The sequence below is a fragment of the Marinobacter maritimus genome, assembly GCF_007671675.1.
Classification (GTDB): Bacteria; Pseudomonadota; Gammaproteobacteria; order Pseudomonadales; family Oleiphilaceae; genus Marinobacter; species Marinobacter maritimus.
On record NZ_VCGW01000002.1, the window covers coordinates 168,969 to 195,150 of the forward strand.

Sequence of the window (26,182 nt, forward strand, 5' to 3'; positions counted from 1 at the left end):
AGGCGTTAAGAGGCAACATGTTCTGGAAGCGGAGAGAATCATTCAGGCTCATTCCTGTGCTCCCCAAAAACTATCGCAGTATTTGCTTGTACGCGATAGAGGTCGCGTCTGAGCCAAGCGTGGTAATGGATAATGGTGTGGTTGCCGACTTCTCCGAGCGAGGTAGGCTTACCCAAAAGGGCATTCGCAACTGTACCAATCTAGAAGTTCGGGATGGGGATGTTGGAATCCTAGGCTTTCATGATCACCCTGATGAAATGTGGATCAATGAAAACTACCAAGACTTCGCCACCTACTGCGAACACCAAGGTTGGCTACAAATTCAGGGGCCGGCATCTTAACAATCGGCTGTTGTCGGACGCTCCTACGCTGGCGCTCCGGTGCGCCGCAAAGCCAAGGCGTTAGTTGAAAAGGGAAGTCATGCAATTTCAGGTAGAAATAGCAACAGGTGTGGTAGCAGGTATATTTACCGCTATGCTGATATTCTCGGCTAAAGGCCTCTGGTTAAGAGTAATCGCCCCGTGGTATGCGGCTTTAAGGTACCAGGGAGCGGACATTGCCGGCAGTTGGTATGCCAAGGTTAAAGAGCTACCAACTGATTTCAATCCTGACACTCAAGATGCTGACGAGGTTGAGGGCATAGGTTCTAGCACCTTTTCTCTGATTCTTCGCCAAAGTGCCCATCGAATTAGCGGTTCCCTTCAATTTTCTTTTGAGGGTACAGACCGAAGGTTCAACTTAGATTATGACGTTGAAGGAGAGTATTGGGAGGGTTATATCGCACTGTACTGTAAATCCAAAGATAAAAAGATGTTTAGCCAAGCTTACTTTTTCATGAAGCTAATTAGTAACGGGCTTGGTCTTTATGGCTCTTTTTCCTTTCGGAATGCTGCAACCGATCAGGTTCAAACAGTGAGTCTTAGATTGGACCGCAACTAACAATTCGCGCCAGTTTGCGGCCGATGGCCGCCGGACGTCCCTGGCGGGCCGCCGCTGCGCTCCGCGTTATGCGCTAAGGATTGATTGAGAGTATGGCATCAGGGGTATCGAACAAATTAACAGGACAAGTCGGAGAGCACCTAGTGTCAGCGGTACTTGGAACGCTGGGTTACTACGCTTCTCCTTATTCCGGAAACGTACCCGGATTTGACGTCACTGCTGTGCATTCCGAAACACTCAATTCCTTTCCTATTCAGGTAAAAACGAGCACCAAAGGCGCGCTTGTTCAATCTACAATCGATAAATGGTGCAGCCACAGTGTCGATGAAGATAATCGGCAGACCGTTGGCAACTTGATACTCCGCAAGCATCCGAACTTGATCTGGATTTTAGTCCGGTTGAGTGACTCAGGGACAAGCCGTGCTAGGTTTTTCATCTGCAAGGAGTCGGATATACAGAAGAAAATCGTCGCGCGTTATTCAGCCTTTATGGAGAAGCACGGTTATCGTCGCCCTGGAGGCGGTGCTTCACCGCAAGCGATTCTAAACATCAATGATATCGCTGAGTTTGAGGATAACTGGGAGCTCCTTCCGGATTATGAGGCTACCGGTGACCTCGCATAACCAGTGCAGGCACGGCGACGCCCACTACATTGCGCCTTCGGCTCCATTTCGTGGGCGCGCATGCTGCAAGCGTTATGTAGTTACTGCGCGGCGGTTGCCAAGAATGAGAATAAAGGGGTTTCGCAATGTTTGAGTACACTATAGTCCACTGGATGACATTTCTTGCTGCGGCGGCTCTTCTGAACTTGTCCCCCGGCCCAGATATCGCGTTCATTCTAGGACAGACCTTGCGCAACGGACGTCGACATGGGTTCGCTGCGATGATTGGTATATGGACCGGTGCAGGGTTGCATGTAGTAATGGCAGCGGTGGGTCTTTCCGCAATCCTTGCGACTTCCGCCTTAGCATTTTCTGTTGTTAAGTGGGTAGGTGCTGCGTATCTAGTCTGGCTTGGTATAAAAATGCTGATGTCGCGTGGTGACTCGTTTATATCCAACGAGGGCGGTAGCAATCAACGGATGCGTTCGATCTATTGGCAAGGAGTCCTTGTATCTGCACTTAACCCGAAAGTAGCCATATTCTTCCTTGCCTTCTTGCCGCAGTTTGTCGTCGAGGGCGCTGGTCCTGCGAGTGCTCAGCTGTTCTTGCATGGAACGTTGATCATTGTCGTGGCGGCTTTCATAGAGCCACCTTTGGTTTTGGCGGGGTCAAAGTTAGGAGCATTCTTGAGGCAAAATCGGCGAGTTGGCTTATGGATGGACCGAGGCCTTGGGGCTCTGTTCGTCGCCTTGGGCGCGCGCCTTGCTGCTAGTACGAGATAATATCGGTGAGCGGTGGTGCCGTTTTGCCTTAACTACATAACCAGGCCATGCACCGGATGCCAAAACCTCCGCTTCGCTACGGTTTTGTCACCGGTGATGGCGGGCGTTAACCCTTGTGGCCATCACTTTGCAATACTCCGTCAATGACGTATATTGATTGTCATGTTTACTATCATCGAAACCCCTACATTTGAAGCGGATGCCAGAAAAATCTGGACTGAGGAAGAGCGAAGTGCTTTCTTTGCCTGGCTTGCGGCAAGTCCGGAAATTGGCGACCCCATTCCGGGTAGCGGCGGATGTAGAAAGGTTCGTTGGTCGGTAGCGGGTTCAGGGAAGCGTGGTGGGGTGCGAGTCATTTACTTCACCAAACTGGCAAATGGTGAGATCTGGTTATTGGTGATCTACAAAAAAGCCGTCAGGGGCAACATACCCGCTCATATCCTGAAGTCGATTCGTGAGGTATTGGAAAATGAGTAACGAGACACTTAGTGCTGAGGAGCTTGGTAACAAGCTGCTCCAATCCGTCCAAGAAATGAAAGCGGGTAAAGCTGCACGAACCAGTCGTGTAGAACCTAATGAGGTAGCGCAAGCACGAGGTAAAACGGGCCTCACCCAGATAGAGTTTGCTGAGGTATTGCATATCTCTGCGCGTACGTTGCAGGAATGGGAGCAAGGTCGACGTGAACCCTCTGGCCCAGCAAAAGCACTCATCGAGATTGCTTCCCGCCATCCCGAGGTTATTCGGGAGGGCCTTGAGTTACGGGGTTAACAAGCGGCTGTTGTCGGACGTGCCTACGCTGCGCTCCGCTCCGGCACGCCGCAAAGCCAAGCGTTATGTGGTGCCAACCATGTTACGCTTGCGGGCTTTGGACAACGCTTAACCACGGGTAGCCAGGACGCTACTCATCACAGAAAGGAACTCTGACCATGAGCAATCTCATTGCCGCCTGCGTCGGCGATATGCACGTTTGCCCGATCAAAGGGCACGGCTCCTCCCCCATCATGCCCAACGGCTCCAACATCCTTGTTGAAGGTAAACCTATTGCTCGCGTTGGTGATGTCACCGGCTGTGGTGCGGTTATTACTCAAGGTTACCCGCTGGCGCTGGCCGATGGTATGCCGGTAGCCTTTCTTGGTAGCCCCAGCAGCCATGGCGGCTCCATTGTCAGCGGTAATCAGCGAGTGATTTTGGGCGTTGCCACCACTACCGCACCGGTTGTGGACTTCGCCATGGCTGGCGCACTGGATGATAAAGGCCAGCTTACTCCGGCCGCCAAAGAGTTGCTGGACAAAGATCCACAGGAGTTTGTGCGCAAAGCGGCGCAGAAAGGAGCGCTAATTGACGAAGGCTTGCCTGACGAATCCCAGAATGACTCGCCCGAAGAAGAGGCGCGTTCCAAAGTCCGGGTAGAGGCAGGATTCTTTTTTGATGGCACAGGTAACAACCGAAACAACACTCAAGCCTATCAAAAGCAAGTAGATGAATGCCTGACGGCAAATGCTGCCGGGGCCATGTCAGAAGAAGATTGCAGTAGTGAAGTGTCGCAGATTATGGAGGGTAGTTACCTCAACACTGAAACCAATGTTTCCAAGCTGCAGCGTATGTATCAGCAGGGCCAACTCCAGGGTGACGAATGGGAACAAGTTCACCGCATTTCAACCTACGTTTCAGGTGTAGGTACAAAGTCCGGCGAATCAGACGACAGCCCTAGCATGGGGCTTGGTCTTGGTGAGCAAGGGATACTCAAAAAAATTGACGAAGGCTGCAGTTACTTTCTCTTTCAACTAAAACGTAACGTTACTGATCGAATCGATGAATTGGTTCTCGATGTGTTTGGCTTTAGTCGTGGAGCTGCTACCGCCCGACACTTTATTAGCCGGGAGGTAAACGATGAAAACAGGGCTTTGGCCAAAGCCTTCAAGCAAGCGGGTTTTCCATGGCCGAAGAAGATCACCGTTCGCTTTCTGGGCCTGTTCGATACCGTTGCGGGAATTGCCGATCTTGGCAATCTGGACTTCTCTGCACATGATTCAGAAGCCGGACGCATTAACGTCAACCTGAGACCGGAAAATGCTGAAAGGGTTGTCCAGTTTGCGGCGCGGGATGAGCGTCGCCACAATTTTTCACTGAACAGCCTGCGGGGTGAGTCCGGCAACCTGCCGGACCATTTCAGCGAGTGGGTGTTGCCGGGGGCTCATTCCGATATCGGTGGGGGGTTACTCGGATCGTTTTCATGAACGGGTCGAAGTCCATCCACCGTTGGTGGTCAAAGGGAAAGACCGCCGCAATCCGCAAGCGAGCTTCGAATTTTCGCGCATGTTGCAGGAGCGGGCACTGATTAAAAGTGAGTGCTGGATTGGGTCACTGAATCCGCTGGCCACACTGGAGATTGAGCAGGAGCGTCCACCCGGTTTGCCCGGCGGTGACATTACGCTACGTCTTTGGCTGGACCGGGAGGTTCGGGGCGAATACTCCCGGATTCCGCTGTACCTGATGCACAAGCTGGCGGTCGACGCGGGTGTGCCCTTCCAGTCCATAAACCCAGAAGTAGAAGGCCTCTCAATACCGCAAGAATTAATGACCGTTGCCAGAAATCTGGCGGCCCATGTCTGGCATGGCAGCGACCTACTGGTGACCCCAGAATCCCGGGCGTTGCTTAAGCAACGATACATTCACCATTCGGATCATTACTTGAGGCTTGGGCCGCTTTATCCCTTTAAACCAGCCAAATACGGCAAACGCGCCGTGCATCCAAATAGAGGACAGTGGATTGAGGGCCAATATCATGAGTATTAAACATCTAGCGGTCAGCATCTATGTTTTGGTGCTTCTGGGGTGTTCGGAACAAGTAGGTTCCGAAGGGCCTCAGAATGGTCCTGAGTCCACGTATAGAAGTATCGCTGTTGTGGTACCCCAGCATTACGATGCGTGGGTCAATACGTTGATTTTTGAATCTCGTTCCGAAGACATTGGCTGGAGAGCTCCAATTGGTGTAATCACTTGTTGCTGGAGAGAGTCGTCGGGGAAGCATGCTGAGTGGCAAGCTATGCCAGAGCTGGTGTTGATCAAGTGGTTTTCCTTTGCCGAACAGCAATCCTATGAAGCTCTGATTCACCTGAAAAACGCTGACGAAATCGAAGAAAAGATGAAGGAAATTGCACCTTTTGAGAGCTTTGGAGAGATAGCGGAATACCCTCGGGACGCCCTGGTTTTTGGACTGGCGCCGGGCGGGACCGTTGTAGTGTGGATTATGAATCGGAGCGAGAATGCGATTGAGGTTGGGCGTTACATAGCTAAGCCGTTTAACAACGAGAAGTCAGACTATTCTCAATGGGTAGATGAATATCTGGAAAAAGAAGGCGAATATCTCCGGGAAAATGGGATCAAACTGGATGGCTGGTAGATGCATGTCCTGATAGCTTGGGAGTCAGGCATCACATAACCAAGCCATGCACCGGATGCCAAACCCTCCGCTTCGCTCCAGTTTTGTCACCGGTGATGGCGGGCGTAATGTGTTCCCCAAGTTAAGGATCTGATCATGAACTTAGAGTTTGAGCCAGGCAAAAACATAGCGATGAAAATCCCAGCGCACGAGTACGAAAATACCGTCCGTTTCTACCGAGAAGTCTTGCGATTCAAAGAAATTACGGGAAGCAATGCGGACGACACCCCCAAATTTGAATTTGGCGACAAAGTGCTTTGGCTAGACTGCATGCCAGGTTTGAGTCAGTCTGAAATATGGCTAGAAGTCGTTACTAGTGATATCGGTAAAGCCTCTGATTACCTTAAAGAGCAAGGCTGTCACCGTAGGGATGAGATCGAGTCGCTTCCGAATGGGTTTAGAGCATTCTGGGTATCTAGCCCATCGAATATCATTCACTTGGTTTCAACCAGCGATGACACGTAACAAGTCAATTACGCTCGTTCCGGCCCGATGGACCTCCACCGGATGGCTTTCAGCCGCCGTTTATGCAGGCGTTAGCAGTTGCTCTAGGCCTTCCAAATCTTGAAGGCTGAGTAAAAAAGGAATAATTTGTACTCATGGAAGAGTTTGAATTCGACGAAGCCAAAAGTCAGGCCAATCTGAACAAACATGGTATCGATTTCGTCGCCGCCCAAGAGCTATGGAAAGACCCGTATCTGCTGGAAATTCGCGCGAAATCAGAAGATGGTCCAAGGTTCGCGCTGATAGGTAAGATTGATGAAAGGTATTGGTCGGCTATCGTCACATACAGGGAAGGTCGTATTCGTCTGATTTCAGTCAGGCGTTCCCGTAAGAAGGAGGTTGAGCTCTATGAAGGCTAAAGACTTCGATAAAAAATTCGACGAAGGCCAGGAAGATATTATTGAAGACCTTGACCTGTCCACGGCCCGTCGCTCCAACCTGGAACAAAAGCGAATCAATGTGGACTTTCCTGCCTGGGTCGTAGAGTCGTTGGATCGTGAGGCCGCGCGTGTTGGTGTTACCCGCCAATCAATCATCAAGGTGTGGCTCGTTGAGCGCCTTCAAGCAGAATCTGCTAACAAGCCGCTCAATGGTGACGCAGCAGGCGGCGCACATTAGCGGAGCGTTAGGCAAAAATTAGATAGGCGAGAGGATATTCTGGAATGAGTGAAAGTTGGGATGAATACGCAGCTGGTTGGGATAGCAATGAAGCCGTCATTGCTTATGCCGATAATGCTTACCTTGCCTTGAAAAATACTGTGGAGCTAGAGGGGTGTCGCATTCTTGATTTTGGTTGTGGCACAGGTTTGCTTACCGAAAGGTTGTCTAACACAGCAAGCTCAGTGGTAGCTCTCGACCCTTCGCAAAAGATGATTTCAGTACTCGAAAATAAGCGCCTGAAGAATGTGGCAACAATCGCATCAGAACTAGACCAAAACCTGATCAACGATAATAGTCTCTTGTCACCAAAATTTGATCTTGTCGTAGCTTCCTCAGCACTGGCCTTTGTGCCCGATTACGCAAAAGCGCTAAAGCTTTTGAAACAACTACTTAACAAAGGTGGTTGCTTGGTGCAGTGGGATTGGCTCAAAGGAGAGCGAGATGAAGGATATGGATTTACAGAGCAACAGATTAAATCGGCACTGACAGAGGCTGGATTTTCTGAGTGTTCCACATCGGTTCCCTTTTCTCTGCAAAGTGACGGTAACGCGCTGGATGTACTCATGGGCGTCGCCAGAAATGCCTAACCGGCCATGCACTTTACTTTGCGCCTTTGGCTCCACGCCAAGGGCGCGCATGCTGCCAGCGTTAAATCCTTTCGCCGCACCTTTGTCGACTATGCTGTAATACATTGTAGTCACTAGCGTTGAGGGTGCAGTCATGGGCGTCACTACCTCAATATTTTGAGCAGGGTCCGAACAGTGAATAGCCAGGCAGTCAACTGGACGCTAAAAGCGTGGCCGGTTCTGGTTACCTCCGCTGCGCTGATGCGAGGCGTTATATCAGCAGGATTTGCGAATTATGAGCGACCTGTCCGAATTGGGTAAGACAATATTGGCGAGTCAGCCTTTCAGCGTCATGCTTGGTACCGAACTTTAAGTCTTTGAACCGGGCACGGCTGTTCTTACGTTAATTCAAAGATATAACAATCCGCGCCAGAGTGAACTTCAGATAAAAGTCCACGCCAATATTCTCGTTATCTTGTTTCCGTGCTTCATTTCTATTTCTCGAATATCAATCGCGCCAAGCTTGCGAATCATTTTTTTCGCAGGCTTCACGTTCTCCACTTTCGAAACCAGACTCGTAAACCAGCGGCATTGAGTTGAAAACATCTGGCTTTCTTTTATCAGTTTTTTAAGGAACAGTCGTTCACCTCCCTTGCACCAAAGCTCGGCTTCAAGGCCGCCGAAATTTAGAGTGGGGGATCTGGACGCTGGTTTTTGTTCACCGCGATTACGGGCAAGCTTGGTGAGTTTAAGCTGGCTGGCTCTCACTGCTTCGTCTTGTGAGGCATGGAAGGGTGGGTTGCACACGCTGACGTCATAGAATTCTCCCGCCTGGATGATCCCGTCAAAAATTCGATTTTTGTCGTGTTGGGTGCGCAGCGTAAAACGGCCTTTCACAGAGGGGTTGTTGGCGATAATCGAAGCTACATTCTCGAGCGATTGAGTATTGATGTCGCTACCCACACATTGCCAACCATAGATTTGGCAGGCCAGTAGCGGATATATTCCGTTTGCTCCGGTTCCTATATCGAGCAGGGTGATTTTGGGCTCACCAAGCCCAGGCAGTTCGGCTATCCAATGGATATAGTCGGCTCTGCCCGGGATGGGTGGGCAAAGCGCACCTTCTGGAATATCCCAATCATTAATGTTGTAGTATTGCTTTAATAGTGCGGCGTTCAGGGCTTTTACTGCCAGTGGATCTGCGAATGCTATGGAGAGATTGCCGTGAGCATTTGTTGTCACATGTGGGGCAAGTGGCGCGTAACTTTCCACGAGGGAGGGGAGATCATAGCCCTGCTTGTGCAGATTTCTCGGGTGCAGGCCTTTGCGATCCGGTCTGGTTTGATGTTTTTCACTTCGATTGTGTGTGCTCACAGGAATGTGCCCGAGGTTTGAAGTTCATACTGGTGTTTTTGCCGGAGCCACCGTCGTATCAGTGAGCACCAGTAACGTGTGCCGAAGTGGTCGTAAACGACTATTATCAGCGTACACGCAGGCGGCAACAACTGCAGCAGGTTGTTCGAAGTAGCCTTTAGTGCGAGTGAGCCGCTGCTTTGGCTCACTGCGGTCGTTCAAATTATCCCTGTATTAGAAGTGGAGTTTATTCATGCAGCCGAAAAACCTTGTGGCGCAGTTCATTGCAGATATTCATGCTCAGCGTTTTGATGAGGCAAAGACCTTGCTGGTTGCAGAGGGGTTTGAATACGTGGGGCCGAATATGCGGTTCCTCAGCCGGGACGACATGATGTCTTACCAGTTCGGTATGGCGGCTATCCAAAAGGATTTGATTGTCCGTCAACTCGGTGTGGACGGAGAGCACGTGTTCGCCATCCTGGATTACCGGACCAACTTTGAACCGATCGGTGATGTGCGGCTTGCACTCTGGTTTCGTGTTCGAGACGACAAAATTCAGACGGTTGAGGCTTTCTACAACGCTGCCGTGGTTGAAAACATGTTGGGTGGCAATCTTCCTTCAGTCAGCTGAAGGGCAGCTGAAAAAAAACCGGCGCCCGCATTGCTGCGGGCGCCGGTTTTTTACTTTGACGGCTGTGAAAATCTAGAAGTTGGAAAGTTTTTCCCATTCTTTCTCAGCTTCGTCTTTCTTCATGCCGTACTTCTCTTGGACTTTACCAATAAAGTGGTCGCGGCGGCCGGCGATTTCGTCCAAATCGTCGTCTGTTAACTTGCCCCAATTCTCGCGTACTTTACCTTTAAGTTGCTTCCAGTTGCCTTCGATGATGTCGTTATTCATCGCAATTTCCTCGCTTTGACACGGCGGCACATAGTAAAAATGCCGCCTAAATGAAAGGAACATCCGGCTTGCCATTCCTGCAGCAATCCGTTAACTCGCAAACTACCGTGTCATAGGGATCTTTGTTTGACAATGCTTCCTGTGTTGCGGTTAATTCATACTGTAATGCCGATAACCCCTGAGATCGGCAACGTGTATGGGCTCAGCCGGTTAATAATGCGCGTTAATAAAATGCCCTGAATGACCCCTTTTTTTGAGAGCGATGCGGATGACCAACAAAAAGACGATCGAATCAGTCCTGGAGCTTACGGAAGATCTTGCTACTACGCACAAATCGTTTCGGTCTGACGCTGCCAATACGCCGGAAGCACTTAAAGACATGGTTGCCCGGGACTTTGAGGCCGTTATGAAAAACGGCTATGTCATCATTGAGGATCTGCTGACCGCCTCGCAGCTTGAACTGATTCGTGATTCTGCTTTGCCGCTGCTTGGAAAGTCCGGGCGCAACACCTTTGAAGGCGTAAAGACACAGAGGCTCTACAATGTTCTGGAGAAAACGCGGGTAATTGACTTGCTTGCAACGCATCCCCGCATTACGGGGCTTCTGGACCGGTTATTTCAGCCAAATTATCTGCTCAGTCAGGCCCAGGTTATCAATATACTGCCTGGCGAATCGGCCCAGCCGCTGCACTACGATGATGGGTTTTATCCGGTTCCACGCCCACGGCCACCCTTCGGTGCTGCCACCGTTTGGGCGATTGACGAGTTTACGGAAGAAAATGGCGCTACCGTGGTTATTCCTGAAAGCCATAACCTGGGGAAGGAAATTGTCACTGACCGGGCTAAGGCGATACCGGCAGTGATGCCTGCGGGCTCAGTTGTGTTCTTTTTGGGAACGCTCTGGCACGGTGGAGGAGCCAACCGTTCGAATGCGGATCGTCTGGCGGTAACTTGCCAGTATTGCGAGCCCTGGTTAAGGCCGCAAGAGAACTTCTTTCTTGAGCTTAGCCAGAGCACACTTTCTCAAATTCCTGAGCAGCTGCTGAGCATGGTGGGTTATTCGATCCATCCACCGTTCATGGGCATGGTAAACGGCATGCACCCCAAGCGAACATTGCAGCCAATCAAGCCTGAATAACACCAGGCAATTGCATGAGGGGCGGTTTTCGCTCCTGATGCTTCTTTTAATTCCCTAGTACGTTTGTTTCATTTTTCTTTGATTTCTTGGCCGCTTTCTTTTCCTTTGCGGTTAAAAGCGGTTGTTTTTTCGTGTCCTTTTTTTTGTCTTGTCCTTTGCTCATTACACGTACCCCTGTTTAATGCGTGCGTTGGCATCAAAGGAGATTACGAAGCCGACCACGCAGAACAATCAGTATGGCCCCAATCACAAACAACGGGAAGGACTTGTTGTTCCGTACGCAAGCACCGCAGCTTTTTACCCCTCCAGATTCCGAACGCGCTGCGCCAGTATGGAAAAATCGAAGAGTTTTCCTTTGGGTAGAAGCAAGAGCAGCAACGACACAGCGACAGGCACTAAGGCTGCAAGCAGGAATGACTCCAGCAGGTAAGTGGTGGGAGCACCCGGTGCAGGGAACACTGAAAGCCCGGCAACCAGGCCGGCCAAAGTGCTTAGGGCGGCGTTGTAGTTTTGGTAGCGGGCGTTGTAAAAGCCAAAAAATACCGGGAAGGCTGCGGCGCAGCACAGCAAGTCTGCCAGCAGAAACAGGTAAAGCACGCTGTAGCCTTGGGCCGCGACGAACAGCACCGGCACCGACAGCAGCACAATCAGCCAGCGCGACAGTGACAGCAGGTTATGGTTACTCAGTTCGGGCAGCAACCGACGCAAGTCTATAACCATAATGCTGGTCAGCCCGCTGATGGTGGAGTCGGCGCTGCTCATGATCAGGGCCAGCCCGAAGGGCAACAGGCCTATGGCAAACCACAATGGCACATCTGCCAGTAGCACGCTGAACAGCGCAACCGAGCCGTCCCCAGGCAAGCCTTGCCCCACAAACGCCAGCCCGAACAAGCCCATAATGAAGATAATGGGGAAGCTCAGCAGGCCGCTGATAATAAACCCGTTACGAATGACTTTGTTATCACGGGCGGCGAAGATGCGTTGCCAGGTTCCCTGGTAAAACAGCCCGGTAAGCACCACCGCAATAAAAAACGTCAGGCCGGATTTCAGGCCGTTGATGTCGAATGGATCCAGCAGGTGCGGCGCTTTTGTCTGCAGGCCCTGCAGTGCCGGGGCCAGACCACCGGTAGCTTGCCAGCCGAAGGCGATCAGCAGAACCAGAAAAGGCAGAATAACCAGCATTTGTACACGGTCAGTAAAGATGGTGACACGCAGCCCGCCGTACAGGGTGTAGAGCAGGGTTGCGGCCATCACAATTGTGGCGGTAAGCCACAATGGAACTGGCGCCAGCAGGGAGACCATTTTTGCGATGGCGGTCAGGCCTGCCGTCAGGCTGATAAACAGGTAGAAAATCATGATGACCAGTACAAAACCGTACATCACCCGGCCGTAGCGGCCGAGTACAAATTCGGTGAGGGTGTGGCCCTCGGGCATGAGTGTGCGAATGCGATTGCCCAAGGGGATCATAATCAGGCGCGGCGCCAGTGCACCCAAGGCGTAACCGGTAACAGCGCCAATCCCGCCCCAGGTTGCAGCCTGCGCCGGGCCAAACAGAATCCAGGTTCCCAGAGTGGTGGCCAGCAGCGTCAGCAGAGTGGCAGAGCTGCTCTGGCTGTTACGGGCAACCAGAAAGTCGTCCAGCTTATCCTGCTTGCGGCGGGCGTATATCAGGCCGGGTATGGCAAACAGGGCCGCAAATAAAACCAGCCAGACAAGTGCGGTAGAGGAGCTTAACATTGGTTGTCTTCCTTGCTCTGCAGGCGGATAACGCAATCACCAGAAGTGGTTTGCCACCGGGACAGTCGCGAAGGAAGAAAAAGACACACAGGCATGGGTGCAGCGGGCGCGTTCCTTCCCTTCGCCGGCATTACCCGGATCAGGTTCGAAGGGTTACCGCACAGCATGCGGAGTCTCAGCCGGTACGCCGGCCCCCCCAGGAGTGCCGACAGAGTAGGAAGTCTGAGAGTACTTGTCAATTGCAGGTATCCTGGCCTACATATCCGCGCATCCGGTGTGGTATGGTTTTGGCTCGACACGGGGTGTCCTGCTTGCAGGGCTGAGATAACACCCGTTGAACCTGATCCAGTTCACACTGGCGAAGGGATGTCAGCCGCCGGCAACAACAAGATACTGTGCCGCATCTGCCTATTCATACCTTCGCCTCACTTTTGAGGTGTCTATGCAACATTCTTTGCGTTTTGATCAACAGCTGGTGCTGGTCACCGGCGCTGCCCGTGGTTTAGGCGAGCACCTGGTACGCTCGTTCCTGCGGGAAGGAGCCAGGGTCGTCGTCAATTATCGCAACAGTGCCGAAGCGGCGAAAAAGCTGGCCAGCGAAACGCCGGATCGGTCGCTGGCGGTGCAGGCGGATGTTACCGACAGCGTCGCGGTACAAGCGATGTTTGCGCAAGCCCGGCAGCATTTTGGTATGCCGGTGACCACGGTAATCAACAACGCCTTGCCGGATTTTTCATTCAATGGCGATGCGCGTCCGAATGTGGCGCAGTTAACCTGGGAGAACCTGAATCAGCAGTTTTCAGGTGTAGTCGGTGGCGCTTTGAACACCACTCAGGCTGCGTTGGATGGCATGCGTGAGGCGGGCTTTGGGCGCATTGTGAACGTGGGTACGAACCTTTTCCAGAACCCGGTAGTGCCTTACCACGACTACACGGCGGGCAAAGCGGCGTTGCTGTCGCTCACCCGCACCCTGTCGCAAGATCTGGGGCCAGATAACATTACCGTGAATATGGTATCCGGTGGTCTGCTGCGCACCACGGACGCATCGGCTGCCACGCCTGAGGCAGTGTTTGATTTCATTGCTGCCAGCACCCCTCTGCGCCGGGTGACCACTCCTGCGGAGTTTGCTGACGCCACGCTGTTTTTTGCCTCGCCCTGGGCCCGGTCGGTTACCGGGCAGAACCTGGTGGTCGATGGCGGCTTGGTGAAAAATTGATGGGCGCTTCACAGTCCGAGCATCCCATAATGCACATCAACCTGTTCCTGATGGGCTGCGGCCACCATCGGGCTGCCTGGCGCCATCCGCAATCGGCGGTGGAGCAGCTGGGCGACATCCGCTATTACGAGCGCCTGGCGCAAACCGCCGAACGCGGCAAACTGGATGCCGTGTTTTTCGCCGACAGCAACACGGTGGGTAATGTCTCCGATGGTAGCTGGTGGTATCTGGAGCCCCTTACTGCCATCTCGGCCATGAGCCGCGCCACCGACAATATTGGCTTCATCAGCACCGTTTCCAGCACCTTTTACACCCCGTTTCACGCGGCCCGTCTTGTGGCCTCGCTGGATCACATATCCGGCGGGCGAATTGGCTGGAACGTGGTGACCTCGATGTTTGATGTGGAAGCACGCAACCACGGCTATGAAGCCATGCCCGGCCACGCCGAGCGCTATCGCCGGGCTGACGAGTTTGTGCAGGCGGTGCTCGGGTTGTGGGATTCCTGGGCCGACGATGCCCTGATGTTTGATCGAAAAGGTCATTATGCTGACCCGGATAAAGTGCAGCCGATTAATCACCGAGGTGAGTTTTTTCGGGTGGATGGCCCGTTGAATGTACCCAGGCCGGTGCAAGGGCACCCCGTACTGTTTCAGGCCGGAGCCTCGGAGCAGGGCCGGGAGCTGGCGGCCAGATGTGCCGAAGCCATCTACGCGGTAGCCTACGATTTGCCGGCGGCGCAAAGCTATTACCGCGATATAAAGCGGCGGGTCAAGGCGGTCGGGCGTGATGTTACGGTGCCGGTTATGCCTGGTTTGGTTACCTACGTAGCCGCTACTGAGGCAGAGGCGCTGGCGAAGCAGCGTGAGCTGGATGAGCTGTTGCCCGCCGATGCGTCTTTACGCCAGCTGTCCATGTTCATTGATCAGGACTGTTCAGGCTGGGATCTGGACGCGCCGGTGCCGGCCTTGCCTTCGTTGGAGGAGTTTAGCGGGCCGCAGGGGCGTTACAGCACCATATTGCGCATTATCGAGACTGAGCAGCCCACGTTGCGCCAGTTGCTGGGCCGGCTTGCCGCGGGTGGCGGCCACTGCACCATGGTAGGCACGCCGGAGCAGATTGCCGATAAAATGGAACACTGGTTCAACAACGAGGGCGCCGACGGTTTCAATTTGATGCCGCCGTCTTTGCCTGAGGGTATTGAGGATTTTATTGAGCAGGTGGTGCCGGAACTGCAGCGGCGTGGCCTTTTTCGCACCGAGTATAGAGGCCGTACCTTGCGCGACCATCTCGGGCTGTCGAGGCCAGTTGCCTGATCGAACACGCTCGTTAACAAATGCAACTACAGTGTTGAGCAGAAGTATGTCACGCTCGTTGGCTATCTTTTAGCAGGCAGTGATGTATGTCAGGATCACCCAAAAATAAAAAAACGTCGCTTTGGCGCTTTCGGTTATGGCCGTCCTGGGGGTTGGTTTTTACGTTGTATCTGCTGTCCTTTTTACCGATGGCTGCCAAGCAGACACTGGGGAAGCGGCTGGGCCTTTTTTTGAGCACCAAACTGAAATCCCGCGCTCGGGTTGCTGACAGCAACCTCGCCATCTGCTTTCCCGAGCTTGATCAGGAAGCCCGGAGCCAGCTGGCGCAGGACAATTTTGTCGCCTGTAGCCGGGGTTTTCTCGAGAGTACCCACGCCTGGTGGCAAGATACGTTGCCCTATTGCAAGGCGGCCGAAGTGCAGGGGCTGGAAAACCTCATAGAAGCCCGTAGCAAAGGCAAGGGTGTGCTGTTGATTGGCGGGCACTACAGTATTTTTGACTTCGCTTTGCCGCTGGTTGCCTGCCACCTGGAAAACCCGGGGTACGTATACCGGCCTAACAAAAATCCCGTTATTGATCGGATGATCGAAAACGGCCGTCGTCGCCATTTCGGGATCCGGGCATTTGCCAAACGTGAGCTGAGGCCGATGGTTTCTTTCCTTAAAAAGGGTGGCGAAATCTGGTTCGCCTGCGATCAGGATTTCGGCGGGAAAACCGAGTTGTTCGTGCCTTTTTTTGGCGTGGAAACAGGGTGTATTACGTCCCCAAGCTATATCGCCAAAGTATCCGGTGCCTCGGTCGTCTGCGTCAGCCACCTGCGGATGCCAGGTGGAGGCTATCGCGTGGTCTTCTCGCCGGTACAGGCTGATTTCGGGGCCGATAAGCAAAAAGATACCGAAGCCTGGAACGGGTATATCGAGGACGCCATTCGAGAACAGCCTGATCAGTATTTATGGCTGCACAAGCGCTTCAAAACCCGCCCCGAAGGGGCGGGTAAAGTGTATTGAGGGCTACTCGAATGCCGTGCGGATAACGTCACGGTAGTTCCGTATGCGCTGCACATAATGCACGGGTTCATAGCCCCGAGCGTAGCCGTAGCGCGTACTCGGGTAGTAGCGTTTGTCGGCCTTCAGCGGCAGTACTTTTTTCATATCGTCCCAGGAATCCGGGTTTTTGCCTAGCTCCCGCGCCAGTTGACGGGCGTCCAGAAGATGGCCGCGGCCAATGTTGTAACTGGCCAGTGCGAGAAACGTTCGGTCTGGCTCCGGAATGGTATCCGGCAACCGGCGGTGGCGATCGGCCAGGTAACGGGCGCCCCCATCAATGGAGGCAGCAGGATCGAGTCGATTCATCACGCCGAGGGATTCTGCCGTGTTCCGTGTCAACATCATAATGCCGCGAACGCCGGTGGGTGATATGGCAGAAGGGTCCCAGTGAGATTCCTGATAGGCCAGCGCCGCCAGCAGGTCAGCCGGCATACCTGTGGCAGCTTCGGCCTCTGAGAACCGGTTGATGAAACCTGGAAGGCGGTCGTTGATACGGCGGTTGAGCGCTCTCAGATCCACGAAATCGAACTCGCCAATGTACGCATAGTAACGGCTCTCGACGTAGCCCATGGCTTCGTTGCCCTCGGTGCTGTTCATCCACTCACGCGCCATTCCAGCCAGCTCATCAGAGCCTGCCGGCAGATACCAGCCAAGGTTGCTGCCCTGAGTCAGATTCATGGCGACTTCCAGGTGTGGGAAGTGGCGGCGCATCACCTGAACAATGTTGGAGTCGGCTACGGTGCAATCGATGTCTTGTCTTGCTACGTCGGACAGCAGCACCTCTGTTGTCTTACTGCTATCTTCGGAAAACGTGATGCCTTCGTGTTCGCTGGCAAGCTTGTTCAGTGTTTCCACATAGCTGGAGTCAGCTGTTACGGAAATGCCAACGTTGGCTATGCTGTCAGGTTTGCGGGGCATTGGGCGCAGTTCCCGGTGACACACCAGTTGTTCGATAATTTCGGTATGGGCCGGGCCACGCGTGAACTTTTTTGTGCGCGATGGCAGGTGAGTCAGCCCGGCCGCGGCCATGTGAGTGTTGCCGGATTCCAGTGCTTTCAGAACGGCGGCGGTTGAATCGTACTGGGTCCAGTTAACCGTCCATCCCTTGCTGGCGGCGAACTGTGATACCAGGCTGTATTCCGGGCCTATCGGGTTTTCATTGCGGTCGAGGTAGTAAGTAGTGGCGCCATTGCGCGTGGCAACTTCCAATATGCCTGTTTGCTCGGGAGGTGCCAGCTGGTCTGTTGGCTTGGCACCGGTGTCAGAACCAGAGTTGCTCTGGTTGCAGCCAGTCGTAATAATGAAAGCCAGCGGAAGAAGCACTCCCCCCAACATGCGCAGCTTATGAGCCATGAAAGACCTCGGCGTTTGATTTCTCAATGTATAAGTAGTTTTACGTGCCTTAAAGGACAACATATCACATTGATTTCAAGCGGCGTAAGCGGTGGAATGTTGCAACTGAACTTGAAAGAGCGCGAGCGCCAAAGCACTTTCGCGCCATAATTAACCGCCATACCAGCCAGGTGAAAAATTCAATCCGATGGATTTGTTCTCGAAAGTCAGCACCAAGCCACACTACGAATCCTATACCTGGGGTAAGCACCGCAGCATCTTTGCATCGATTATTTACTGGCTGATTTTTGTTCTCAGAATCTTGTCGCCGCTACAGTGGATAAAACTCATCTTCCGGAAACGGCAGGCGGCTCTTAACGATGAGAAAGAGCGGGTTGATTTCCATGCAATGCACTCAGAGCGCTATTTGCTGGTTGTGCTGGGCCTGTCGCTGGTCTTTTATTTTGTACTGTCTGCCACGCCGGCCCTGCCCGGCATTCCAGACTCGGTAAACGCACATCTGAGCCTGGTGTCGGATTTCATTGCCGCATTGCTGTTGTTTGAATCGGTGATGTGGGTTTTTTACTACATGCTGCTTCGGATTCTTATCGAAAAACACCTGACCATATTCAACGAGGCCGAGTATTTCATTGCATTGCCATTTGTACTGGCGACCCAGTTTTTCCTTTTGGCGGGGCTTCTCGGAGTCAGTGTGTCTGAAGTGCTGGCCCTCGCGCTGAACCTGGATTTCGAGGGGTATCAGGCAACTCAGGCGGCACAGCTGACGATAGGCACGTTCGGATACATCTACACGGCACTCATTATTGCCAACATTATTAATCTGATTCCTGCAATTCCCGTTGGCCGGCGACCGAACATCACGATTATCGGCGCGGGTGATGTGGTTCAGCATCGCATGCTCCCCGCGCTGATCGGGAAGAATCTATACTCACCCGGCCAGGTGGCCATCATCAGCGATTGCATTGATGAGAGCTTTCGAGAGCAGCTCAGGAAAGATGGCGTGGCTTTTCAGTTATTGACGAGTGGTTCGAGCAGTGAAAAAAAGATACAGGAGGTGGTCAAGTTCATCAAAAAACGATCGTCTTACGCGATTGTTGCAACGCCTACTGCGAGCCATCTCGGATACGTTTCAGCTATGGCAAAGGAAGGTATAGTTTTTGGCGTTGAAAAGCCTTTGGTCGGCACAGCAGCAGAGCTGGCGGTTCTCCGCCAGTGTCAGGATCAGTTGATGGAACGAGGGTTTTTGTTCAGTTATTACTGGCTGGAAAAAGCACTGCCCCTCAACTATTTCCTTACGTTGAATCCGCAGTATCACCGGTTCCTCGATATAAACGTGAAAAGCAGCCCGGAAGATCGTACTGCAGGGGCCGATGCGCTTGCTTATTTGCGCCTGCAGCTCGGGAAGCTTGTTGGCGTTGATATCACCTTTTTTGAAGGTGAGGACCCCCGCGAGTGGAGTCTGGCAAAGGAGACCGGTGGCCTGTTCTTTGAGACCCTGATACACCCCATAACGCTACTGAGTCATGTGCTGGACGAGCCATTGCAACTGGAAGGTTTGCTGGCTGAGTGGCACGTACTTGCAAACTTGCCTGAGCGGTTGGGCAGCAAATCGCTTGCCCTGAATGACTATGGCGCCAGCTACGTCTCATTGCGCTCAAGGCCCGGTGCTGCCACTGCAATCAATGTGCGCACAGGTAAGTTTATGGCGGTGAAAGAGCGTTCGATGTTGGTGCGGTACAAAAACGGCGTTATCCGGGTGGACCTGGATGCCCGACAGTGTTCAATCAGCTGCCCCCAGGCAGGATCGCTGGCAGAAGTAACGATTCAGGTTCATGAGGAGTTAGCGGACGGGGAAAGCACTCCCAAATACGATATTCAGATGACGCTCTTCGACAGTTTTGTTCACAACCAAGGGCAATGGAGCGCGCAACGCTATGATGATTATCCCAGCCAGATTGACGTGCTCTCTGCGATGACAGGCTGGCTCAAAGCCGACAAAGGAGAATCGCACTTTTACCGGCCAATACCTCTGAGCGAAATGGATTACAGAAAACTCGGGTGATAACCGGGCCAGCCGAATGCGTTTCAGTTACCCTTGATAACCTCATGCTCGAACCGGCCGAGTACCGCCATGATAATCAGTGCCATCAAGGTCACCATGCCAGCCAGGGCAAAGATGCCCAGGCCGCAGGCCACGCCAACGGCGCCGGCCATCCAGATTGAAGCTCCGGTGGTGATGCCCTGAACGCTGCCACGGCTCTGGATAATGCTGCCGGCCCCGAGAAACCCTATGCCACCTATGACACCTTCCACTATGCGGGTTGGATCGACACGGGCTGAGGGGTCGCCTTCTGCCGTGGCGAACAGAATGTGCATACCCATAATAATAAAAGCCGAAGCGCCCAACGAAACAAGCATGTGGGAGCGCAAGCCTGCGGCCTTGCCTCTTAGCTCTCTCTCCAGCCCCAGTATCAGCGCCAGGCCAGCCGCCGCAAGAAGCCGGATAAACATGTCCAGTACAGGGATTTGAGTATCGAGCATGTTGAGTCTCCCGATTTTTATTCAGCCGTTTGTTTTGGTTCTATTTGCCCAGCAATTCCCCTACCGGGCGAAGATTTACAACGTGGTCGCACAGGGATTTAATAATCATCAGAATTGGCGTCGCGATGATCAGCCCCACGGGCCCCCAGAGCCAGCCCCAGAAAAGCAGCCCGATAAAAATAACCACGGCATTGAGGCTCGAAACCTGGCTGGTTAGCCAGGGGGTCAGCAGGTATCCCTGAATGCTTGTGATCCCCAGTGACGTTCCAGCGACGATGATCGCCATGTCGGCCTCACCAAACTGGATAAATGCTGCTACGCCGGTAGCAACCAGCACCAGAAATGGCCCGAGATAGGGGATGCCGCTGGCTACACCGGCAACCACGCCCCATAACATAGCCTGTTCCACGCCCATGGCGAGAAAAGCCACCCAGGTCAATATGCCGACAAAAAGGGCGCCGAGCAGCATTACGAAAAGGAATCGCCGCACCTGATGGTGAAAGTCGTTCATGATCCGGGCGGCCTTGCGCATTCGCCCGAAGGAAGGGCCAGAGATTTTCACGATTTTGCGCTTGTACAGCGACCCTATGGCTAATATGAAGTACACCAGCAATAACACTGAGAAACACTGGGATATCAGCACCAGCGCGGCAGGCGAGCGCTTCAAAACGTATTGCTGGATATCCATGGGGTTGTCTACCACGCGCACGGGCGTTACACCTTGATGTGCGGTTTGAGTGTCACTTTGTTCCTGCGCTGCAGATTCCTCGATCTTCTTCGCAGCTGCCTGAGCTTTTTCCACCAGGCCTTCCTCTTTATTCGGTCTGGCTGCTTCGTTGCGTTGAAATTTGTTGATGGCGACCGGGATTTTATCCAGCATCGCCATGGCTTCACGCTGCAGGGGAATGCTTGTCGCCCCAATAGCGCCGAGCAAGGTAATCAATACGATTGCCGCACTCAGTGGCCGGGGCATTCTCAAGCGATCAAGCATCGATACCAGGGGATCCAGCGCGTAGCTGATTAATACGGCAACCACCAGTGGAAGCAGTACCGATTGTGCCCAGTTAATGAAATAAATCGTGGCTATGCTGGAGAGGATCACCAGTGACATGCTGCGGACATTAACCGCTTCAATCAGCGCCTTCTCGGATGAAATTCTATTGTCTGGGTTGCTCGGGCTGCGTTCGTATTGATCTTCGCTTTCCATGGCTGCCACTGTTGGTTGGTGTCGGCGATACATCCCTTCAATTGTAGACGGCTATGGAGGTGCGTGAACAAAAACAACAGATCTGTAATGGGGCGGCAATTTCTATTTCTGTGTGTTTGGCCTTTCTCCGTGGTTTTTGTTTTGCGTCGCAACAACACCCACTCCTATAATCCTCTATTGCTGCGACGTGTCCATTGCTCCGCCGCAGACTCTCCCTTGCTAATAAAAAGGAAAACAAGATGCTGAAATCCCGTTCTTTGATCGCCGTTGCTGCGGCCACTTTGCTGCTCAGCTCCGCGGTGAACGCACAATACAAAGATGAATACACGGTTTCTACCGTACTGCCGTCGGCGTTTCCCTGGGGTCAGGCTGCCGATAAATGGGTCGAGCTGGTGAAAGAGCGCTCGGAAGGGCGCATTAACATGAAGATTTACAGCAATTCCCAGCTGGTCTCCGGGGATCAGACCAAAGAGTTTTCTGCCATGCGTTCAGGGCTGATCGATATGGCCGTGGGCTCTACCATCAACTGGTCGCCTCAGGTTCCGGAACTGAACCTGTTTTCCCTGCCATTCCTGATGCCGGATAACGCGGCCATCGATGCCATCACTCAGGGCGATGCTGGTAAAGCCGTATTCGAAGCGATTGAAAAGCGCGGCGTAACACCGTTGGCATGGGGCGAGAACGGCTTTCGTGAACTGTCCAATTCCAAGCGCGCTATCAGCGAGCCGGCGGATCTGGAAGGCCTGAAAATCCGTGTTGTGGGCTCGCCACTGTTCCAGGACACCTTCTCCGAGCTGGGCGCTAACCCGACACAGATGAGCTGGGCGGATGCCAAGCCAGCACTGACCACCGGTGCGGTCGATGGCCAGGAAAACCCGCTGTCGGTTTTTGACGTGGCGCGTATTGACCAGGTAGGGCAGGAGCATCTCACATTGTGGCACTACATGGCCGATCCGCTGGTGTTTGCGGTCAGCAACCGTGTTTGGGGCCAGTTCAATGCAGAAGACCAGGCACTTCTGAAGCAGGCGGCTGTCGATGCCGGCAAGTGGGAGATTGAAAAATCCCGCGCCGAGCTTGAGGAAACGCTGCAGGCCATCAAGGAGCGTGGTGTAACCGTAACTGAACTGACCCAGGCGCAGCACGATGCGTTTGTTGGGGCGACTCGTTCAGTCTATGAAAAGTGGACACCGCGCATCGGTGAAGACCTGGTTAAGCAGGCTCAGTCTGCTGTCGCCAACCGCAAGCAGTAACTCGCTGCTGTATAGGCACCCGCCGGCTCCGGTGGGTGCTTTTTCTGAAACGGAGTAATCATGCCCTCCCGTCCCCCGAAGTTCCGGCCGGAAGCCTGGCTGGCATCCCTGGCCTTGATCGCAATCTGTGTCATCAGCCTGGGTAATGTGATTGTCCGCTATACCACCGATGCCTCCTTTGCGTTCACCGAAGAGTTCTCTGTCTTTCTTCTGGTGTTGCTTACGTTCGCCGGCGCAGCCGTGGCCGCCCGCAGTAATCAACACATCCGGATCGAGCTGATTGAGCATTATCTGCCGCCCGCTGCGCTGAAGGGCCTGTTTGTTGTGCAGTGGCTGGTGGGTGTGTCGGTTATGGGGGTAACCACCTGGTATGGCGCTATTTTTGCGATGCAGGAATACGACTGGGAGTCTTTATCTCCGGGGTTGGGCTTACCAAACTGGATTTATGTGATCTGGCTGCCGCTGATGTCGGCGGCGATTATTTTCCGGATGACTCAGAACTTCATTGACCGCATGCGCGGCAAGAAAGACCCGGAGGTCATCCATGAGTCCTGACCTGCTGATGGTCGGCAGTTTTCTGGTGGCCTTGTTGTTGGGCGTTCCCGTCGCCATTGCGTTGGGGTTTGGTGGGTTGGTGGGGATCGTCGCTGGCTTGTCGCCCGACATGCTTGCCACCTTTGGCACCAATACCTACAACAGTGTGTCGAAGTATCCGCTGATCGCGATACCCCTGTTTATCCTCACCGGTCTTATTTTTGAGCGTGCTGGTGTAGCGGCCAGCCTGGTGCGCTTTGCCCAGGCGATCATCGGCCCTCGCCACGGCAGCCTGACGGTTGTTGCGGTGCTGGTATGCCTGATCATGGGCGGAATGAGTGGTTCGGGGCCGGCAGATGCGGCAGCGGTGGCCATGGTGATGCTACCCAGTATGCGCAAAGCCGGTTACCCGCAGCCTTTTTCTGCCGCGTTGATCGCGGCGTCGTCTTCTACCGCCATCCTGATTCCGCCCTCCATTGCGCTGATTCTCTATTCCATTGTGGTGCCTGGCGTGGATTTGCGAGCGTTGTTTGCCGCCGGATTGTTTCCGGGCATTCTGGCCGGGTTGTCGTTGCTGGTGCCGGCGCTGTACCTCGCTCGAAAATTTGGCTGGGAGAACCCCGAAACTTCTGAGCGCCCGCCATTCTGGCCCAGCTTCAAGGCGGCCCTGCCGGCCCTGTTTGCCCCGGTAATTATTCTGGGTGGCCTGCGCTCAGGCTTGTTTACACCCACAGAAGCCGCTGTGGTTGCAGTGGCTTACGGCGTGATTGTAGGCTGCCTGGTATACCGAAATCTGAGTTTGCGCAGCCTGTTTGATCTGATGACCGACGCGGCGGTGACGTCTGGTGTCGTCATGCTCATTATTGCGCTGGCAGGCATTTTTGCCTGGGCGGGCACTACGCTGGGTACCTTCCAGCACCTCGCAGATGCGCTGCTGTCTCTTTCGGACAACGGCTGGGTGTTGCTGGGCCTGGTGATGGTGCTTGTGTTGATCGCCGGTATGCTGCTGGATGCGGTGTCGATCTACCTGATCCTCATCCCCATCGTCTTGCCATTGATGAACCATTTTGGCTGGAACCCGGTGTGGTTTGGTATTTTGCTGGCCATGAACATCGCCATTGGCCAATTTACCCCGCCGGTAGCGGTCAACCTGATGGTTACAACACGTATTGCAAATATTCGCCTGGAGCATACAGTGGGCTGGGCTTTGGTGTTTATTGCCGCGATGAGCGTGAGCTTGCTGCTGGTGATGCTGATCCCCGGAATTGCGCTCTGGCTTCCCGAGAAGCTTGGCTATGTAGTGGGGCCTTGGTAGAAGCTGGTGAAGCACAGCAGCAACAGTCGATAGATACCCCCTATAGCTAGATTGAAGATAATCAATTTTACTGAATTTGGCTCATTGGCTACTATGGGCGCCGTAGATTCATTAACACGCAAACTAACCAACAGGAGTGTTTCTAATGGGCGTGATCAATAGCGAAATCAAACCGTTTAACGCAACCGCCTTCAAACGGGGCGAGTTTGTAGAAATTTCCGAAGCGGATGTGAAAGGCAAGTGGGCGATCTTTTTCTTCTATCCTGCAGATTTCACCTTCGTTTGCCCCACCGAGCTGGGCGACGTAGCAGACCATTACGAAGAACTGCAGAAAATGGGTGTTGAAGTATTCTCCGTGTCCACCGACACGCACTTTACCCACAAAGCATGGCACGACAGCTCTGAGACCATTGGTAAGATCAACTACTTCATGGTTGGCGACCAGAACGGTAGCATTACCAACAACTTTGGCGTAATGCGTGAAGGCCAAGGCCTTGCAGACCGCGCTACTTTCCTGATTGATCCGGACGGCGTGATTCAGGCGATGGAAATCACTGCAGAAGGTATTGGACGTGATGCTAGCGAACTGATGCGTAAAGTGAAGGCTGCCCAGTACGTGCGCAAGCACCCCGGCGAAGTTTGCCCGGCCAAGTGGAAGGAAGGCGAAGCGACACTGTCTCCTTCACTGGATCTGGTTGGCAAGATCTAAGTTTTCATTCAGCCGAAAGCACGCAGTGCAGGCCCGTGTAACGGGCCTGCTACTGATAGAAAACCCCGGGCCTCCGGGGTTTTTAGCGTCTGCGGTTTACGAATCTACGGTGTCGATACCGTAGTGGGAGCCACGTGCTTTAAGGCGATAAAATTCTTCAACGATACCGGCCATGGCATCCGGGCAGTAAGGTCTCAGCCCGCCCAGAACCAGATGCTTCGACACTTCACCCACCGGCTTGCCGTCAGAAATCAGTCGGTATTCAAGCATGACATTGCCACGCTTGCCGTTCGCCTCAAGGTCGGCATTGTGTAGTTCCAGCTCCGGGGATGCAGCATCCAGGCTGTCCATGGTCAGGCTCATGCTCGCATACATCACCATGGGGCGGTCCGGGTTGAACATTACACCCTTCGATTCCATCAACGGTTTCATGGTGTGGGGGAAGTTTTTGCCAGAGGCTGCCACGTAGCAGCGAATAAATTCTTCGATAACTTGCTTATCCCGGGTTACGTCGCCACTGCGGGTTACTTCGAGATAGACCTTGCCACCTTGATCGCACACTTCAATGGTTTCTTCACCGCTTTCCCGGAATTCCAGAGGTATTCCGTCCCCCAGCAGGGCGCGGAACTGGAAGGTCATGTGTCGGGAGAGCCCGAAACGTGAAACCACTACGGCGAAAAGCAGGTCTCCGGGGACACAGAACCGGCGCGCATCGGGGTCGTGAATCGGATTGAAATCTCCGGCCACCTCCTTGGCGAACAGGCTGGCCTGAGATGCAGAAATATGTACGCGTCCGTCCTGGATTGAGTGAAAGCGGTCTGGAAACATGTGTTGCTTGTCCTGGGTGCAAGGGGTGGCGTAGCAGTGCCTCTTGATATGGTACCGGGGTCGGGCGTTTATGGATATGCGCTATTTGTTCATTTACAGGCGAGGTAAGTGATCGGTCTATAGCGGTTTGCTATCAATTGGTTTGAATCAATTAATTTGAGCATTTTTTTGCCAACCCGTATCTTTTGAACATATCCGAATCAAAGATCATTTTGAATCCAGAAATTCAGACTGTCGGTTTAAAGAGT

29 protein-coding genes and 2 riboswitches are annotated in these 26,182 nt (G+C 53.3%); of the genes, 22 read left to right on the forward strand and 7 right to left on the reverse strand.

Features of this window, described 5'->3' with window-relative positions; all coding sequences use genetic code 11:
• Positions 1 to 420 precede the first annotated feature (420 nt).
• The 12 genes from FFI90_RS07860 (at position 421) to FFI90_RS07910 (ending at position 7,517) form a co-directional block, all read left to right on the forward strand.
• Positions 421 to 939 (forward strand): hypothetical protein, encoded by a 519-nt coding sequence (locus FFI90_RS07860; protein ID WP_144777394.1) that lies wholly within the window; start codon positions 421 to 423, stop codon positions 937 to 939.
• Between the two features lie 92 nt (positions 940 to 1,031).
• The gene (locus tag FFI90_RS07865; RefSeq protein ID WP_144777395.1) at positions 1,032 to 1,562 is read left to right on the forward strand and encodes a hypothetical protein; all 531 of its coding nucleotides are present in this window, start codon (positions 1,032 to 1,034) and stop codon (positions 1,560 to 1,562) included.
• Between the two features lie 125 nt (positions 1,563 to 1,687).
• Positions 1,688 to 2,323: a LysE family translocator gene (locus FFI90_RS07870; RefSeq protein WP_144777396.1), complete on the forward strand. Its 636-nt coding sequence runs from the start codon at positions 1,688 to 1,690 to the stop codon at positions 2,321 to 2,323.
• A gap of 162 nt (positions 2,324 to 2,485) precedes the next feature.
• Positions 2,486 to 2,800, forward strand: a complete 315-nt coding sequence (locus FFI90_RS07875) for a hypothetical protein (protein ID WP_054641851.1) — start codon at positions 2,486 to 2,488, stop codon at positions 2,798 to 2,800.
• Positions 2,793 to 3,092, forward strand: a complete 300-nt coding sequence (locus FFI90_RS07880; RefSeq protein ID WP_144777397.1) for a helix-turn-helix domain-containing protein — start codon at positions 2,793 to 2,795, stop codon at positions 3,090 to 3,092. The genes FFI90_RS07875 and FFI90_RS07880 overlap by 8 nt, the downstream gene beginning before the upstream one ends.
• A 158-nt stretch (positions 3,093 to 3,250) precedes the next feature.
• The gene (locus tag FFI90_RS07885) at positions 3,251 to 4,561 is read left to right on the forward strand and encodes a phospholipase effector Tle1 domain-containing protein (RefSeq protein ID WP_246123433.1); all 1,311 of its coding nucleotides are present in this window, start codon (positions 3,251 to 3,253) and stop codon (positions 4,559 to 4,561) included.
• Entirely contained in the window at positions 4,533 to 5,120 is a 588-nt protein-coding gene (locus FFI90_RS20320) for a hypothetical protein (RefSeq protein ID WP_246123435.1), read from the forward strand. The genes FFI90_RS07885 and FFI90_RS20320 overlap by 29 nt, the downstream gene beginning before the upstream one ends.
• Positions 5,110 to 5,727 (forward strand): DUF2931 family protein, encoded by a 618-nt coding sequence (locus tag FFI90_RS07890; protein ID WP_144777398.1) that lies wholly within the window; start codon positions 5,110 to 5,112, stop codon positions 5,725 to 5,727. The genes FFI90_RS20320 and FFI90_RS07890 overlap by 11 nt, the downstream gene beginning before the upstream one ends.
• A gap of 135 nt (positions 5,728 to 5,862) precedes the next feature.
• Complete coding sequence (locus FFI90_RS07895) at positions 5,863 to 6,231, forward strand: VOC family protein (RefSeq protein ID WP_144777399.1); 369 nt, start codon at positions 5,863 to 5,865, stop codon at positions 6,229 to 6,231.
• A 134-nt stretch (positions 6,232 to 6,365) separates the two neighbouring features.
• The gene (locus FFI90_RS07900) at positions 6,366 to 6,629 is read left to right on the forward strand and encodes a BrnT family toxin (protein ID WP_144777400.1); all 264 of its coding nucleotides are present in this window, start codon (positions 6,366 to 6,368) and stop codon (positions 6,627 to 6,629) included.
• Positions 6,619 to 6,888 carry a type II toxin-antitoxin system BrnA family antitoxin gene (gene brnA, locus FFI90_RS07905; protein WP_144777401.1) on the forward strand — a complete coding sequence of 90 codons (270 nt, stop codon included), beginning with the start codon at positions 6,619 to 6,621 and terminating at the stop codon, positions 6,886 to 6,888. Before FFI90_RS07900 ends, brnA begins: the two co-directional genes overlap by 11 nt.
• Positions 6,889 to 6,932: 44 nt before the next feature.
• Positions 6,933 to 7,517, forward strand: a complete 585-nt coding sequence (locus FFI90_RS07910; RefSeq protein WP_144777402.1) for a class I SAM-dependent methyltransferase — start codon at positions 6,933 to 6,935, stop codon at positions 7,515 to 7,517.
• Positions 7,518 to 7,937: 420 nt separating this feature from the next.
• Here FFI90_RS07910 and rlmF read toward each other — a convergent pair whose 3' ends face one another.
• Positions 7,938 to 8,870 carry a 23S rRNA (adenine(1618)-N(6))-methyltransferase RlmF gene (gene rlmF / locus FFI90_RS07920; protein ID WP_144777403.1) on the reverse strand — a complete coding sequence of 311 codons (933 nt, stop codon included), beginning with the start codon at positions 8,868 to 8,870 and terminating at the stop codon, positions 7,938 to 7,940.
• A 232-nt stretch (positions 8,871 to 9,102) separates the two neighbouring features.
• Here rlmF and FFI90_RS07925 point away from each other — a divergent pair, with 232 nt between their 5' ends.
• The gene (locus tag FFI90_RS07925) at positions 9,103 to 9,480 is read left to right on the forward strand and encodes a nuclear transport factor 2 family protein (RefSeq protein ID WP_144777404.1); all 378 of its coding nucleotides are present in this window, start codon (positions 9,103 to 9,105) and stop codon (positions 9,478 to 9,480) included.
• Between the two features lie 72 nt (positions 9,481 to 9,552).
• Here the strand turns inward: FFI90_RS07925 and FFI90_RS07930 are convergent, their stop codons facing one another.
• Entirely contained in the window at positions 9,553 to 9,747 is a 195-nt protein-coding gene (locus FFI90_RS07930) for a CsbD family protein (protein WP_144777405.1), read from the reverse strand.
• Between the two features lie 268 nt (positions 9,748 to 10,015).
• On the opposite strand from FFI90_RS07930, the gene FFI90_RS07935 reads away from it, so the two are divergent.
• Positions 10,016 to 10,885, forward strand: coding sequence for a phytanoyl-CoA dioxygenase family protein (locus FFI90_RS07935; RefSeq protein ID WP_144777406.1), 870 nt, complete (start codon positions 10,016 to 10,018; stop codon positions 10,883 to 10,885).
• 297 nt (positions 10,886 to 11,182) lie between these two features.
• On the opposite strand, the gene FFI90_RS07940 is transcribed toward FFI90_RS07935, so the two are convergent.
• Positions 11,183 to 12,622 (reverse strand): sodium:solute symporter family protein, encoded by a 1,440-nt coding sequence (locus FFI90_RS07940; protein ID WP_144777407.1) that lies wholly within the window; start codon positions 12,620 to 12,622, stop codon positions 11,183 to 11,185.
• 99 nt (positions 12,623 to 12,721) lie between these two features.
• A riboswitch (TPP riboswitch) is annotated at positions 12,722 to 12,830 on the reverse strand.
• A gap of 80 nt (positions 12,831 to 12,910) precedes the next feature.
• Positions 12,911 to 13,006: riboswitch (TPP riboswitch) on the forward strand.
• A gap of 58 nt (positions 13,007 to 13,064) precedes the next feature.
• On the opposite strand from FFI90_RS07940, the gene FFI90_RS07945 reads away from it, so the two are divergent.
• The 3 genes from FFI90_RS07945 (at position 13,065) to FFI90_RS07955 (ending at position 16,158) form a co-directional block, all read left to right on the forward strand.
• On the forward strand, positions 13,065 to 13,838 hold the full coding sequence (locus FFI90_RS07945) for a 3-oxoacyl-ACP reductase (protein ID WP_144777408.1): 774 nt from the start codon (positions 13,065 to 13,067) through the stop codon (positions 13,836 to 13,838).
• The gene (locus FFI90_RS07950; RefSeq protein WP_144777409.1) at positions 13,838 to 15,151 is read left to right on the forward strand and encodes an LLM class flavin-dependent oxidoreductase; all 1,314 of its coding nucleotides are present in this window, start codon (positions 13,838 to 13,840) and stop codon (positions 15,149 to 15,151) included. The genes FFI90_RS07945 and FFI90_RS07950 overlap by 1 nt, the downstream gene beginning before the upstream one ends.
• Before the next feature lie 86 nt (positions 15,152 to 15,237).
• Positions 15,238 to 16,158: a lysophospholipid acyltransferase family protein gene (locus FFI90_RS07955; protein ID WP_144777410.1), complete on the forward strand. Its 921-nt coding sequence runs from the start codon at positions 15,238 to 15,240 to the stop codon at positions 16,156 to 16,158.
• Between the two features lie 3 nt (positions 16,159 to 16,161).
• Here FFI90_RS07955 and mltF read toward each other — a convergent pair whose 3' ends face one another.
• On the reverse strand, positions 16,162 to 17,550 hold the full coding sequence (gene mltF / locus FFI90_RS07960; RefSeq protein ID WP_144777411.1) for a membrane-bound lytic murein transglycosylase MltF: 1,389 nt from the start codon (positions 17,548 to 17,550) through the stop codon (positions 16,162 to 16,164).
• Between the two features lie 187 nt (positions 17,551 to 17,737).
• Between mltF and FFI90_RS07965 the strand changes: the two genes are divergently transcribed.
• On the forward strand, positions 17,738 to 19,612 hold the full coding sequence (locus tag FFI90_RS07965) for a hypothetical protein (RefSeq protein WP_144777413.1): 1,875 nt from the start codon (positions 17,738 to 17,740) through the stop codon (positions 19,610 to 19,612).
• 23 nt (positions 19,613 to 19,635) lie between these two features.
• On the opposite strand, the gene FFI90_RS07970 is transcribed toward FFI90_RS07965, so the two are convergent.
• Positions 19,636 to 20,091, reverse strand: a complete 456-nt coding sequence (locus tag FFI90_RS07970; RefSeq protein ID WP_144777414.1) for an MgtC/SapB family protein — start codon at positions 20,089 to 20,091, stop codon at positions 19,636 to 19,638.
• A 40-nt stretch (positions 20,092 to 20,131) separates the two neighbouring features.
• Entirely contained in the window at positions 20,132 to 21,298 is a 1,167-nt protein-coding gene (locus FFI90_RS07975; protein ID WP_144777416.1) for an AI-2E family transporter, read from the reverse strand.
• 239 nt (positions 21,299 to 21,537) lie between these two features.
• Between FFI90_RS07975 and FFI90_RS07980 the strand changes: the two genes are divergently transcribed.
• From FFI90_RS07980 to ahpC, 4 genes are all read left to right on the forward strand, one after another.
• A complete protein-coding gene (locus FFI90_RS07980; RefSeq protein WP_144777418.1) occupies positions 21,538 to 22,548 on the forward strand; it encodes a DctP family TRAP transporter solute-binding subunit in 1,011 nt (336 codons plus the stop codon).
• Positions 22,549 to 22,608: 60 nt separating this feature from the next.
• Positions 22,609 to 23,103, forward strand: a complete 495-nt coding sequence (locus FFI90_RS07985) for a TRAP transporter small permease (RefSeq protein ID WP_144777420.1) — start codon at positions 22,609 to 22,611, stop codon at positions 23,101 to 23,103.
• Positions 23,093 to 24,397, forward strand: a complete 1,305-nt coding sequence (locus tag FFI90_RS07990; RefSeq protein ID WP_144777422.1) for a TRAP transporter large permease — start codon at positions 23,093 to 23,095, stop codon at positions 24,395 to 24,397. Before FFI90_RS07985 ends, FFI90_RS07990 begins: the two co-directional genes overlap by 11 nt.
• Positions 24,398 to 24,542: 145 nt before the next feature.
• The gene (gene ahpC, locus FFI90_RS07995) at positions 24,543 to 25,106 is read left to right on the forward strand and encodes an alkyl hydroperoxide reductase subunit C (RefSeq protein ID WP_144777424.1); all 564 of its coding nucleotides are present in this window, start codon (positions 24,543 to 24,545) and stop codon (positions 25,104 to 25,106) included.
• A 96-nt stretch (positions 25,107 to 25,202) separates the two neighbouring features.
• Here the strand turns inward: ahpC and FFI90_RS08000 are convergent, their stop codons facing one another.
• The gene (locus tag FFI90_RS08000) at positions 25,203 to 25,934 is read right to left on the reverse strand and encodes a DUF3581 domain-containing protein (protein WP_144777426.1); all 732 of its coding nucleotides are present in this window, start codon (positions 25,932 to 25,934) and stop codon (positions 25,203 to 25,205) included.
• Positions 25,935 to 26,182: the final 248 nt, after the last annotated feature.